Origin of the sequence: Mycobacterium farcinogenes (genome assembly GCF_019739075.1) — a bacterium.
GTDB lineage: Bacteria > Actinomycetota > Actinomycetes > Mycobacteriales > Mycobacteriaceae > Mycobacterium > Mycobacterium senegalense.
The window spans coordinates 5076698-5089938 of sequence record NZ_CP081673.1; the positions used below are offsets into that span (position 1 = coordinate 5076698).

Consider the following 13241-nt stretch of genomic DNA (forward strand, 5'->3'; position numbering starts at 1 on the left):
TTGCCTCCTGGGCATTTACTGTGAAGATCGGAAGGTCGGCCAGAGCCGATCGTCGCAGCCGCCCCACAGTGGGTGGCGTTGTTCGAAGCCGCCTGCTAGCTGGTACCGAGCGGGTCGATGGTCCAGGCGATGTAGAGCACCGCCGCACTCACCGTCGCCGTCGTCGCGAAGTCGATGGTGCGCGAGCGCACCACCAGAAGACCGGCCCGGTCATCGGTCAGGGCCAACCGCAGCGCTGCCGCCGCCCCCACCCCGATACCGATGATGAGCGCACCGCGGCGCCAGTAGCCCGCCACCACCAAGACGAACGCCGCGATGAAGATCAGCCCAACCACCAGGATCGGCCACTGCCCGGCGACCACCTTGCGGACGAACTCCTTTGCCGTCACGCCAGTTTCGACTCTTCGAGCTCGACGACATTGGTCAGCAGGAATGCCCGCGTCAGCGGGCCGACGCCACCCGGGTTGGGCGACACGTGCCCGGCCACGTCCCAGACGTCCGGGGCGACGTCACCGGTGAGCTTGCCGTCCACCCGGCTCACGCCGACGTCGACGACGGCCGCGCCCGGCTTGACCATGTCCGCGGTCACCATGTGCGGCACACCCACCGCGGCGATGATGATGTCGGCCTGCCGGGTCAACGCGGGCAGGTCACGGGTGCCGGTATGGCACAGCGTCACGGTGGCGTTCTCCGACCGCCGGGTCAGCAGCAAGCCCATCGGCCGACCTACGGTGACGCCGCGGCCGATCACCACGACATGAGCCCCGGCGATCGGCACCTCGAACCGGCGCAGCAGGTGCACGATGCCGCGCGGGGTGCAGGGCAGCGGCGCGTCCTTGCCGAGCACCAGCCGGCCCAGATTGGTCGGGTGCAGGCCATCGGCGTCCTTGGCCGGATCGATGCGCTCGAGCGCGGCGTTCTCATCGAGGTGCTTGGGCAGCGGCAGCTGCACGATGTAGCCCGTGCAGTCCGGATTGGCGTTGAGCTCGTCGATGGTCGCGTCGAGCTGGGCCTGCGTGATATCGGCGGGCAGGTCGCGGCGGATCGAGTTGATGCCGACCTTGGCGCAGTCGGCATGCTTGCCGCGCACATAGGCCTGCGATCCGGGGTCGTCGCCGACCAGCACGGTGCCCAGCCCGGGCGTCCGCCCCGCTTCGGCCAACTTCGCTACGCGCTGTTTGAGGTCGACGAAGATCTCGTCACGCGTGGCCTTACCGTCCAAAACAATCGCACCCACGGGTGCCATTGTGTCAGGTGGCGTGGCAAGCTCCACCTATGAACACTCAGCCCAATGTGTTCACTGATGTTTTCAGTGAGGCCAAACTCGGCCCCGTGACGCTGCGTAACCGCATCATCAAGGCCGCCACCTTCGAAGCGTCCACGCCTGACGCGCTGGTCACCGAGGATTTGATCAACTACCACCGCCTGCCCGCGGCCGGAGGCGTCGGCATGACCACCGTGGCCTACTGCGCGGTGGCCCCCGGTGGCCGCACCGACGGCTGGCAGATCTGGATGCGGCCCGAGGCCGTGCCCGGCCTGACCGAGCTCACCGAGACCATCCATGCCGAGGGCGCGGCCATCAGCGCCCAGATCGGCCACGCCGGGCCGGTGGCCAACTCCCGAACCAACAAGGCCCCGGCGCTGGCGCCGGTGCGGTTCTTCAACCCGCTGTCGATGCGATTCGCCAAGAAGGCATCGATCGACGACATTCGTGACGTCACCGCCGCACACGCCAACGCCGCACGGCTGGCCATCGACTCCGGATTCGACGCCGTCGAGGTGCACCTCGGCCACAACTACCTGGCCAGTTCGTTCCTGTCCCCGCTGATCAACCGCCGCACCGACGAGTTCGGCGGATCGCTGGAAAACCGGGCGAAGGTGGCCCGTGGAGTGGTGCGCGCGGTGCGCGACGCCGTCGACAAACACGGTGACCGCAAGATCGCCGTCATCGCCAAACTCAACATGAGCGACGGAGTCCGCGGCGGCATCCCGATCGACGAGTCCCTGCAGACAGCGAAGTGGCTCGAGGAGGACGGCGGGCTGGATGCCATCGAACTCACCGCGGGCAGCTCGCTGGTCAACCCCATGTACCTGTTCCGTGGCGGCGCCCCGGTCAAGGAGTTCGCGGCGAACTTCAAACCCCCGATCAGCTGGGGTATCCGGATGAGCGGCAACAAGTTCTTCCGCGAATATCCGTATCACGAGGCGTATTTGATGCGTGACGCCGAAAAATTCCGCGCCGAGCTGACCATGCCGATCATCCTGCTGGGCGGCATCACCAACCGCGAGACCATGGACCGGGCGATGGCGGCGGGCTTCGACTTCGTCGCGATGGGCCGCGCACTGCTGGCCGAGCCGGACCTGCTCAACCGGATCAAGGCCGAAAGCGAAAAGGGTTCCGTGAAATCGCTGTGCACGCACTGCAATGAGTGCATGCCCACGATCTACCGCCATACCCACTGCGTGGTGACGGGGGCCCCGGACTCGCTCGTGAGCTAATAGCTCCATGGTTGGTAACGACCCCAGCGACACCATGGTGACCTACCGCTATGTGCGCGTCGGACTCGTTGCGCTGGTGGTGTTCCTGTTGACCTCACTGGCATTGACGTGGGCGGACACTTGCCCGCAGGGGTCCATCAGCGCGTTCTTCTACACCCGCACACACGCGGTTTTCCTGGCCTCGTTGTGCGCGATCGGAATCTGCCTGATCGCCTACAAAGGCAGCCGCATCGGTGAAGACGCGCTGCTGAACTACTCCGGGTTCATGGCCTTCATCGTGGCGTTGGTGCCCACCGGCCCCGGTGACCTGTGCCGGCCGTGGCTTCCCACCGTCGCCGACCCCTTCGGCGGCGTCGCCAACAACGTCGCCGCGCTGTTCGTGGCCGTCGCCGCGGGCACCGGAATGTATCTGGCGCTGGGCCGCTGGCGGCGACCGCAAGAGCCACCGGTGGCGTCCGAGCCTTCCTGCGCCGAGGCCGCCACCCTGTGGAAGACCATCGCCACCGCGCTGTTGCGGGTGGAAAAGTGGCTTCCGGCGGCGCTGCTGGTCATTTCCGTGGCCGGGGCGCCGCTGATGCTGTGGGGCTGGTTCGCCCAGCACGCACACGTAATCGCCTCCGTGGCAATGTTTCTGGCCATCACCCTGGTGGCGGTCTACCACGCGTGCTATGCCAGGGCGGCCGTGCGCCAGCACCTGGCGCGGTTCTACGCCACCATCGCAGCGCTCATGCTCATCACGATCGTGGCCGGCGTCGTGCTGCTGGTCCTCGGCTGGCACTTCGGCGTGATCACCGTCGAACTCATTCTCATCGTGCTGTTCGCGGTGTTCTGGGCGGTGCAGACCGCCGACGTCTGGGACGCCCAGGACCGCTACCCGGAAGAAGCCGTTCCGGCCCTTGCCAATACGCCCGCCTAGCCGGTGTACCCGTCGATCTGCAGGGACTGCCCGTCACGCCGCAGGACCAGCACCGCACCCGGCACCGGGACGAAACCCTCGACCGACGCCGCGGGCACAGCCGAGGTCTGAGCACAGGTTTTCGCGTCGAAGGTGCGCAACGAGCCCTGATCTGAGCTGTCCGCGAGGGTGAAGCCGTTCGCGAACGACAAGTACGCCAAGCCTCCCCCCTGTCCCACCAGGCGGGTCTGGCTGCCGCGGATGCCTTGGGCGCCGGCGCATCTCTGCTTGCCGTCGGGACCGAACAGCAGTAGCTGACGGCCGCCGTCGCGGCCGGAGAACAGGAAGTCGTCACCCGGGCCGAGTGAAGGTTCGCCCGTGCCGCGCTCCGGCAGCGCGGTCACCGTCTTGTCCACGACGTTGACGTAGGAGATCCCGGGCGGTGCACCGGCCCCACCGAACTGAACGAAGATGCCCACCGCATTGGCCGGGGTGGCCACCGCGGTGGCGTCGGCCTGCCCCTTGAACACCTCGTGGTCCCAGACGGTTTCGCCGTTGTCGGGGTTGAGTGCGAGCACCCGGATCGCGTTGCCCTGCTCGGACGGACATTGCACCACCGACACCAACCACGCACGGGTGTCCACCGCGCGCGGCGGGAAGGCGCAATCAGCGTGCGGTGCGGGCACCGACCACTTCGGGGCGCCGGTGCGAGTGTCGAAGCGCACCCACACCCGGTCGTCGCGATACACCACGAATGGCGCTTCCAGGTTGTAGCCGGGAACTTCGGCCAGCGCGTACATCATCTGGTCGTCGGCATTGGCCCACAGCCGCTCGCCCGTGGTGGCGTCGAGTCCCACCAGACCCTTGTCGACGAAGGCCACCACCGTGGCCCCGTTGTCGAACACCCGCATGCCGTTGACCGTCACGCCGCCGGGTCCGGTGCGCGCGAAGTGCCAGCGTTCCTTGCCGTCGGCGCCGTACGCGGTGATGCGGTGATCGCCGTAGACCACGAAACCGGCTCCCGCAGCCACGATCTGGCGGCCGGGCTCGTGCTTGTCCCCCTCGAAGGCGTCGGGCACAGACACCGTGAACGTTCGCTTGCCCAGCGCGTCGGGCACGGCGGGCACACCGGTAGCCGGCGCCGTCGTCGCATCGAGGAAGCGCGCGTCGTCGCCCGCGCGAAACGCGCCCACCGTCACCACCGCGGCAACCACCACCGCGATCGCTGCGCCGACAGCCAGCAACTTCACCGCGGTGCGCTCCAACAGAGGGAAAGCCCGTGCCGCCAGGAAGGTCGCCGCCACTCCGGCCAGCCCCAACCACCACGACGCCATCCCGGCCGGCAGAGCCGCGGTCACCGGTGAGTTGTCCATCGCTGCGCGGTAGAACGCCGGAATGCCCTGGGTGACGTAAGCCATGACCAGCAGCGCAGCCACGCCCGCGGTTCCGGCCGGCGTAGCCGCCAGATCCCGGCCCGTGTGGCCGCGCCAGACGCTGTAGGCCATCGCGGCGATCAGCACCACCGCGACGATGCCCACGATCAGCGCCATGCGGTTGGGCAGGGCCTCGCCCCACCGGTGCAGGCCGACGACGTACCAGGCGCTTTCGCCGGTGCTGCGTGCCGCGCCCAACCTCGCCCAGGCACCCAACACTGCCGCCCACACCAACCACACCACCGCCGCCCCGGCCAGCATCGTGCCGAGCGTCCGCAGCACGCCGAGCACCCGGCCGGCCGTCTTCTGCGCCCCTTCAGAAACCATGTGAGCCATCGTCACACGCCGCGACACCTCCGCAACGGCCCAGCCCCGGTGAGAACTACCGATAGAGTTGAGCGCGATGAGCCCTGCGCTGACCGTTCGTTACGACGGATCGACCCGTACCTTTGCCCCGGGCAACGATGTCGTCATCGGCCGAGACCTCCGCGCCGACGTCCGCATTGCCCACCCGCTGATCTCACGCGCGCACCTGGTGCTGCGCTTCGACCAAGGTCGTTGGGTCGCGATCGACAACGGCAGCCTCAACGGCATGTATGCCAACGGCCGTCGGGTGCCCTCGATCGACATCCACGATGGCCAGGTCGTCAACATCGGTAACCCGGACGGGCCCCAGTTGACGTTCGAGGTCGGACGACACCAGGGGTCGGTCGGCCGGACCCCGACCGCGGCCGTACCCGTCGGCAACCGGCCCAGCGGCGCCTGGCCCACTCAGGCCGCCGCACCCGGGCGTCCGCAATACGGTCAGCCGCCCGCGGCGCCGCGTCCCGGTTACTCCTCGGGGCCGCAGCCGCGCTACCCCACCGCACCCACCGGATATCCCAGCGGACCCCAGGGCGGGTACCCGAGCGGCCCGCAGACCGGCTACCCGAGCGGTCCGCAGACCGGCCACCCCAGCGGGCCACAGGCCTATCAGTCCCAGCCGGTCCGCAGCGCCCCGAACCCGTCCGCGGCACCGACCTCGATGGCACCGGCCGCCGGCTCGGCTCGCGGCAGCAGCGAAGCCGGCGGCAACATCGCCACCAGCATGATGAAGATCCTGCGGCCAGGGCGCACCGCGCCGGCGCCCGCAGGTGCGGTGAAGATCGGCCGCGCGACCGACAACGACATCGTCATCCCCGACGTGCTGGCCTCGCGGCATCACGCGACGTTGATCCCGATGACCGGCGGCACCGAGATCCGTGACGAGCGCAGCATCAACGGCACGTTCGTCAACGGCGCCCGAGTGGAGTCCGCGGTGCTGCACGACGGTGACGTGGTCACCATCGGCAACGTCGACCTGGTGTTCACCGGCGGCACCCTGGTGCGCCGCAGCGAGACCGAGGCCGACACCCGCACCGGCGGCCTCGAGGTGCGCGGACTGACGTGGACCATCGAGGGCAACAAGACGCTGCTCGACAACATCTCCGTCGATGCCAGGCCCGGCACCCTCACCGCCGTGATCGGCCCGTCGGGTGCGGGCAAGTCGACGTTCGCCAAACAGGTCGCCGGCTACACACATCCGACCAGCGGCACCATCACGTTCGAGGGCCACGACGTGCACGCCGAGTACGCCTCGCTGCGGTCCCGGATCGGCATGGTCCCCCAGGACGACGTGGTGCACGGCCAGCTCACCGTCCGGCAGGCCCTGATGTACGCCGCCGAGCTGCGACTGCCGCCGGACACCACGAAGGAAGACCGCGAACAGGTCGTCATGCAGGTGCTCGAGGAGCTCGAGATGACCAAGCATCTCGACACCCGGGTCGACAAGCTGTCCGGCGGGCAGCGCAAGCGCGCCTCGGTCGCGCTCGAACTGCTGACCGGCCCGTCGCTGCTGATCCTCGACGAGCCCACCTCGGGTCTGGACCCCGCGCTCGACCGCCAGGTGATGACGATGCTGCGCCAGCTGGCCGACGCCGGCCGCGTGGTGCTGGTCGTCACGCACTCCTTGACCTACCTCGACGTGTGCGATCAGGTGCTGTTGCTTGCCCCCGGCGGCAAGACCGCGTTCTGCGGCCCACCCGACCAGATCGGCCCTGAGCTCGGCACCACCAACTGGGCCGACATCTTCAGCACCGTCGCCGGCGACCCGGCCGAGGCCAACCGCAAGTATCTGGCCCGGACCGGTCCGGCGCCCGCGGCCGCGGCGTCGTCGGCACAGCCCGGCGACCTGGGCGAGCCGGCCAAGACCAGCCTGTTCCGGCAGCTGTCCACGATCGCCCGGCGCCAAGTCAGGCTGATCGTGTCCGACCGCGGCTACACCGCATTCCTGTTGATGCTGCCGTTCATCATGGGCGTGCTGTCGCTGTCGGTACCCGGTGATGTCGGGTTCGGCCTGCCGGTGCCGGCCGTCCAGGGCGGCGCCGCACCCAACGAGCCGGGCCAGATCCTGGTGATGCTCAACGTCGGTGCCATCTTCATGGGCACCGCGCTGACCATCCGGGCGCTGATCGGCGAGCAGGCCATCTTCCGTCGTGAGCAGGCAGTCGGCCTGTCGACCACGGCCTACCTGCTTGCGAAGATCGCGGTCTTCGCCGTGTTCGCGGTGCTCCAGTCCGCCATCGTCACGGTGATCACGATCATCGGAAAGGGCTGGGGCCCGGGCTCCGCCGAGAGCGGGGCCTTCATCAGCGGCCGCAACCTGGAGCTGTTCATCGACATCTCCATGACGTGTGTGGCCTCGGCGATGGTGGGCCTGGCGCTGTCGGCACTGGCCCGCTCCGCCGAGCAGATCATGCCCCTGCTGGTGGTCACCGTGATGAGCCAGTTGGTGTTCTCCGGCGGCATGATCCCGGTGACGGACCGCGTGGTGCTCGATCAGCTGTCGTGGATCACTCCGGCGCGCTGGGGTTTCGCGGCGTCCGCGTCGACCATCGACCTGACCCGCCTGGTGCCGCCGCCACTGCTGCCCGCCGACTCGCACTGGAAGCACACCCCGACCGTGTGGCTGGTCAACATCGGCATCCTGCTGCTGCTCTGCATCGTCTACACCGGCTTCGTGCGCTGGCGGATCCGGCTGAAGGCCGGCTGAGTATCGCCCGCTCTTTGTCGTTGTCTTTGTCGTTGTCTTTGTCACGCCAGAGTGGCGCTCGGCTTCGGGCGCCACTCTGGCGTGACAAAGCAAATCGGGCTGCCACGCTGGCGTGACACTGGACGACGGCAGTCACTCTGGCGTGACAAACGGCGTGCGAGAGCGGTGAGTGAGTCTTACCCGCCGTGGACGTCGAGACCATGGGCGGCGGAATAAGCCAGCGCCTGGGCGATGTCGATCTTGGCACCGCGCAGTTTCGCGGTGGTCCAGAAGGTGGGGTCGACGCGCGCGCCGCGTAGATCGGCCTCGTCGAGCTTCGCGTCCTGCACCCGCGCGCCGGTCAGATCCGCCTGCCGTAGCACCGCTTTGCGCAGATCAACCCCGACCAGGCTGGCCTCTCGCAAGCGACAGTCCGACAGGTCGACGCCGCGCAGGTCGCAGCCGCCGAGCACGGTCAGGGTCAGGTCCGATTCCACGATCTTGATCGGCCGCAGCCGGCACTCGCTGAATACCGAACCGAGCAGACTGCAGTTGGTGAACTCGCTGTGCCAGAGTGTGGCGCGGCGGAACGTGCAATTGCGGAACGCCGAGCCGAGATGCTTCGACTCGGACATGTCCACACCGCTGAAGTCGCACTCGGTGAACACCACCCGCTCGGTGCGCAACCGGCTCAGAACTCCGTCGTATTCCTCGGCACGGAAGTCCACACCGGTGAATTCACGGTCCGCCCAGGTGGTCTCGTCGGCTGCCACGCCTCAGCCGGGCAACGCGGACAGCGTGCTCAACGAGTATTCGGTTACCGCGATCAGTGCGGCCTTGGCCGAGTTGCGGTCACGGGCATCGACGGCCACCACCGGAATGTGCTCCGGCAGGGCCAGCGCCTTGCGCACGGCCTGAGTGGGATGCTTTGGCGCATCGTCGAACTCGTTGACCGCGACGATGAACGGCAGCTTGCGGGCCTCGAAGAAGTCGACTGCGGCGAAGCTGTCCTGCAGCCGGCGCACGTCGACCAGGATGATCGCGCCGATCGCACCGCGCACCAGGTCGTCCCACATGAACCAGAACCTGCGCTGGCCGGGCGTGCCGAACAGGTAGAGCACCAGGTCCTCGTCCAGGGTGATCCTGCCGAAGTCCATCGCGACCGTGGTGGTGCGCTTGTCCGGGGTGCCGTCCAGGGCGTCGACGCCCTCAGACACGTTGGTAACCAACGCTTCTGTGCGCAGCGGCATGATCTCGGAGACCGCACCGACGAAGGTCGTCTTGCCTGCGCCGAACCCGCCTGAGATGACGATCTTCGTCGAGGCGGCCCCACGTCGGGGGGCGCCACCGCCGGAGGCCGAGCGGGGTTCAGAGTGCTCGTAGGCCACGCAGGGTCCTTCCAATCAATTCGCGGCGTTCGTCGAAGCTAGCCGAGTCGTCGAGGGTGGCTTCCACCCGTAGATAACCCTGCGTCACCAGGTCCCCGATCAGCACGCGCGCCACGCCGAGCGGGAGGGATAAATGTGCGGCAATCTCGGCAACCGAAGGGGTGCCGGTGCACAACTCTACGATCTGCGCGCGCACATCGTGCCCCGTCCAACGCGGTTCGCGCGTCGTGTCGGTTTTTTGCACCGGCGCTTCCAGCGGAAGGTGCACGCGCGAGTCCGTACGGCCGGCCGTCAACGTGTACGGCCGCACCAAACTCGGTCGATCGGTGGGTTCTGGTTCGTCCACAGGCACCTCGCGAAGGCAGAAGGGGACAGAGGACTCAGGACGGCTGCGGCGTACGGCGCGACGACTGCACCACCGCGCCGACCCGCTCGACCAAGATCGCCATTTCGTAGCCGACCTGTCCGATGTCACATGACGGGGCGGTCAGCGTGGCCAGGTTGGAGCCGTCGCCCACCCGCATCAGCAGCAGGTAACCGTTCTCCATCTCGACCACCGACTGCATCACGTGACCGCCGTTGAACAACTGGGATGCGCCCGTGGCGAGGCTGGCCAGGCCGGAGGAGACCGCGGCGAGTTGATCCGCCCGCTCCACCGGCATGTGTTCGCTGGCCGCCATCAACAGTCCGTCGGCCGAAACCAGCACCGCGTGGGACACCCCGGAAACCTCGCGGGCGAACTTGGACACGAGCCAGTCCAGGGAGTCGCGCTGGGTCGGACGGGTCATTCGTTATCGGTTCCTCTGGTCTCACGGGCATGCGACCGACCGGCGTGCACGCCTCCGAAAAGGTTGCTGGTGCTCGTACGGACAGCCTCGGGATCACGCGGTTTGAACGCCGCGAACATGCCGCTGTCAGGTTCGTCTGCCGATGCTACCGTCTCGAAGCTGTCGTCGTTACGGTGTACTCCACCGTTGCGGTGACGGCCGTTGGACTCGCCGCCGGCTCCCACGGCTGCGGCCACGCCGCCGGGCACCAGGCGAGCGCCCGGCGTACGCATGGGCAGCCCCTCCTCGGTGTGCTGCTCGACGGGCGCGTCCTGTGCGGCCGCGGCCACCGACCAGCCCTTCTCCCAGACCGTCTTCCAGTCCAGGTCGGCGCTGCGCACGTGGGTCGTCGGGTCGATCTCGAATTCGGAGACCATCGACTGATAGATGGAGTCGCCCTGAACGTCGGGACTCTCGGTGTGGGCTGCGGGCTCGACAGGCGCCTCGGGTTCCGGCGCGGTTTGATGAGCCGCACCGTTCAGACCGTTGACACCGTTGACGCCGTAGGCGGCGGCCTGCCCGCGGGACGCGAAGAACGACGAGGTGTTGGTGGGGGTCTGACGTCCGGCCTCCGCGTCGTCCGCGTCAGCGGCCGGCGGGCTGGCCTCACCCTTGACTTCGCCCTTGGCCAGCGCGGCACTCTCTTCGGTGTGCACCGGCCATTGCTGTGGCCACTCGCTGACCGGCTCGTCCTCAGGTTCCTCGACCGGCGCCTCGGCTTGCGGTTCCGGTTCCGGTTGCGGGGCGAGGGTGCCCGGCAGCTCCGAGATCCCGCTGGCGCCGGGGCTGCGCTGCGGCAGCAGGTCGAACGGCACCTCCGCGCCGTTGACGTGGGGCTCGGCCGATTCGGAGCCGAACCCCGCCGTGTCGGCCGGATCGGAATCCAACGACAGCGCGGTCGAAATCCCGGCGTGGGCGTCGACGGGCCTGCCGTAGGGCAGCTCGTCGATCGGGTCGCCCCCGTCGCGGGCCAGCAGCGCGGCCGGGATGTACACCCCAGCCGTGGTGCCTGAGCTCGGTTCTTCGGCGACGGTGCTGCGAAGCCGCACCACCAGGCCGTGCTGGGTGGCCAGCCGCCCGACCACGAACAGACCCATGTGACGCGCGGTGTAGGGGTTGACCTCACCGCCGGACTGCAGACGGGTGTTGGCGACCCGCAGGTCGGCCTCGGTCATGCCCAGGCCGACGTCACTGACCTCGATCACCAACGCGCCCTTGGCCGCATGCACAGCCGATACCCGCACCTGCGAGATCGGTGGCGAATAGCGCAGGGCGTTGTCGAGCAGCTCGGCCAGCAGGTGGATCAGGTCACCGGCTGCGGCGCCGGTGATCTCCACGTCGGCCACCGACGCGGTGACGACGCGGGTGTAATCCTCGACTTCCGAGGCGGCGGCGTTGATCACCGTCGCCAGCGGCACCGGCCGGCTGTGCTCGCGGGCGAGCTTGGAACCGGACAGCACCAGCAGGTTCGCGCCGTTCCGGCGCATGCGGGCAGCCAGGTGGTCGAGCCGGAAGAGGCTCTCCAGACGTTCCGGGTCGTCCTCGTTGCGCTCGAGTTGATCGATGAGCGACAACTGCTGGTCGACCAAGGAGCGGCTGCGCCGTGACAGCGTCTCGAACATGTCCGAGACCTGAAGCTGCAGCTGAGCCTGCTCGCCGGCCAGGAACACCGCCTGCTCGTGCAGTTCGTCGACGGCATGGGCCACCTGCCCGACCTCTTCGGTGGTTTGCACCGGGATCGGGTTGACCGGCACCAGCTCGCCACCGGCTCGGACGCGTTCGATCTCCTTGGCCAGGTCCTGGTGGGCCACCTTGAGCGCGCTGTCACGCAGCGTGCGCAGCGGGCGCACCAGCGATCGGGCCACCAGCAAGACGATGACCATGGCGCTGACGATCGCGGTCGCCACCAGAATGGCGTCGCGGATGGCGTCGTTGCGGGCGTCGGCGGCCTGGGCCTCCACGGCGGCCGGGATCGACGTCGTGGTGTCTTCGATGATCTTCCCGGCGATCTTGTTGGTCGCGTCCAGCGAGGCCAGCATGTCCGGGTTCCCGACGAGCGGGATAGCGGGATTGGACATCATCGCCATGCGCTTGACCATCTCGGCGCGCAGCGTGGCCGCCTCCTCGGAGCCACCCCCGAGCACCTTCGTCAACGCCGCGACCGTGGACGGCTCGGTGCCGGCCATCGTGATCATCGAGGTGCGCAGCAACGGCTCCGGCTCATCACCGCCGCGGATGACCAGCATCCGCTGGATCGCCATCTGCCCACGGGCACCGACCGCGCGAGCCAATGCCTCGACCTGGGCCTGGACCGACTGCTGATTGCTGTGCACCGAACCGGTGATGGCGGCTTCGCCGGTCAGCAGCAGCGGACCGTAATCGAGAATGCGCTGCCGCAGGTCGATCGAATTGGACATCACCGCGTCGACGAGTTGCTGGCCCTTACCGAGCAGGCCGGCCACCGCCTGATCGACGTCTTCGGGCAGGTCAGTGGCATCCACCCGTTGCTGCAGGTCGGATTTGCGCTCTTTGAACGTCGACATGGCCGACTCCCCGTCACCACCTTCGGTGGCGGCGATCAGCACGCCCTCCATCGCAGCCATGTAGCTGTCGATGTCGGGGATCAGCTCGGCGCGGTCGGCCGCCAGCCGCAGGTCTCCGGCAGCGCTGGCACTGGCATAGATGCGCAAGCCACCGAATGTGGCCGCCAGGATCAACGGCACGACGACGATGGCAAGGACTTTCCGCGTGACCGGCCAGTTCGCCGGCGACCAACGCGAGGGGCGCTTGGCCGGAGCCGATGGTGCTGGGGAGAATTCGACGAGGGTGCCGTCAGCCTGTTTCAGCTGCGTAAAGGCAGTCATCGGCGCCCAACCGCACTACCGGCTGCGTGGCCGCAATTCACTCGTGGGGCGTGATTCATAAGACTTCCTGCTGTTTCCGCCCACGCTGGGGCGGGCGTCAAACGCCTTGGCAATTGCACGAGTATGACAGTCTCCCGCGAGCGTTTCCACAATTCTTACTGAACAGACAGAGTTCGTGACCGAGCTGTAGCGCAGTTGTGTGGTAATCGAGCAAACAGCGCCATCCTTGCCGATCGTGTGCCGATTTGCGGTTCCGATTACGGGTGCCGATTTCGCCCGCATTTGC

General features: G+C 68.0%; 11 protein-coding genes. 3 read left to right on the forward strand and 8 right to left on the reverse strand.

The annotated features are described in order from the left end of the window. Positions 1 to 95: 95 nt before the first annotated feature. Together K6L26_RS24280 and K6L26_RS24285 are read right to left on the reverse strand one after the other, a co-directional pair. On the reverse strand, positions 96 to 389 hold the full coding sequence (locus K6L26_RS24280) for a DUF3017 domain-containing protein (RefSeq protein WP_019348871.1): 294 nt from the start codon (positions 387 to 389) through the stop codon (positions 96 to 98). Next, the gene (locus K6L26_RS24285; RefSeq protein WP_221851786.1) at positions 386 to 1237 is read right to left on the reverse strand and encodes a bifunctional methylenetetrahydrofolate dehydrogenase/methenyltetrahydrofolate cyclohydrolase; all 852 of its coding nucleotides are present in this window, start codon (positions 1235 to 1237) and stop codon (positions 386 to 388) included. Before K6L26_RS24285 ends, K6L26_RS24280 begins: the two co-directional genes overlap by 4 nt. 38 nt (positions 1238 to 1275) lie before the next feature. Here K6L26_RS24285 and K6L26_RS24290 point away from each other — a divergent pair, with 38 nt between their 5' ends. Beyond that, positions 1276 to 2499, forward strand: a complete 1224-nt coding sequence (locus tag K6L26_RS24290; RefSeq protein WP_221851788.1) for an NADH:flavin oxidoreductase — start codon at positions 1276 to 1278, stop codon at positions 2497 to 2499. Between the two features lie 7 nt (positions 2500 to 2506). Then, complete coding sequence (locus K6L26_RS24295; RefSeq protein ID WP_221851789.1) at positions 2507 to 3415, forward strand: diphosphate--fructose-6-phosphate 1-phosphotransferase; 909 nt, start codon at positions 2507 to 2509, stop codon at positions 3413 to 3415. Here K6L26_RS24295 and K6L26_RS24300 read toward each other — a convergent pair. Next, positions 3412 to 5154: an outer membrane protein assembly factor BamB family protein gene (locus tag K6L26_RS24300; protein WP_221851791.1), complete on the reverse strand. Its 1743-nt coding sequence runs from the start codon at positions 5152 to 5154 to the stop codon at positions 3412 to 3414. The two genes, K6L26_RS24295 and K6L26_RS24300, sit on opposite strands and share 4 nt — an antisense overlap. A 76-nt stretch (positions 5155 to 5230) precedes the next feature. On the opposite strand from K6L26_RS24300, the gene K6L26_RS24305 reads away from it, so the two are divergent. Further along, complete coding sequence (locus K6L26_RS24305; protein WP_019345091.1) at positions 5231 to 7897, forward strand: FHA domain-containing protein; 2667 nt, start codon at positions 5231 to 5233, stop codon at positions 7895 to 7897. A 176-nt stretch (positions 7898 to 8073) separates the two neighbouring features. Here K6L26_RS24305 and K6L26_RS24310 read toward each other — a convergent pair whose 3' ends face one another. From K6L26_RS24310 to K6L26_RS24330, 5 genes are read right to left on the reverse strand one after another with little or no spacing between them, the layout of a single operon-like run. Beyond that, a complete protein-coding gene (locus K6L26_RS24310; protein WP_064898119.1) occupies positions 8074 to 8649 on the reverse strand; it encodes a pentapeptide repeat-containing protein in 576 nt (191 codons plus the stop codon). 3 nt (positions 8650 to 8652) lie between these two features. Then, on the reverse strand, positions 8653 to 9264 hold the full coding sequence (locus K6L26_RS24315) for a GTP-binding protein (protein WP_036388873.1): 612 nt from the start codon (positions 9262 to 9264) through the stop codon (positions 8653 to 8655). Continuing rightward, a complete protein-coding gene (locus K6L26_RS24320) occupies positions 9245 to 9610 on the reverse strand; it encodes a DUF742 domain-containing protein (protein ID WP_036388874.1) in 366 nt (121 codons plus the stop codon). Before K6L26_RS24320 ends, K6L26_RS24315 begins: the two co-directional genes overlap by 20 nt. Positions 9611 to 9644: 34 nt before the next feature. Then, on the reverse strand, positions 9645 to 10052 hold the full coding sequence (locus K6L26_RS24325; protein WP_019346515.1) for a roadblock/LC7 domain-containing protein: 408 nt from the start codon (positions 10050 to 10052) through the stop codon (positions 9645 to 9647). Further along, positions 10049 to 12955 (reverse strand): HAMP domain-containing sensor histidine kinase, encoded by a 2907-nt coding sequence (locus K6L26_RS24330; RefSeq protein WP_221851793.1) that lies wholly within the window; start codon positions 12953 to 12955, stop codon positions 10049 to 10051. The genes K6L26_RS24325 and K6L26_RS24330 overlap by 4 nt, the downstream gene beginning before the upstream one ends. Between the last annotated feature and the right edge of the window lie 286 nt (positions 12956 to 13241).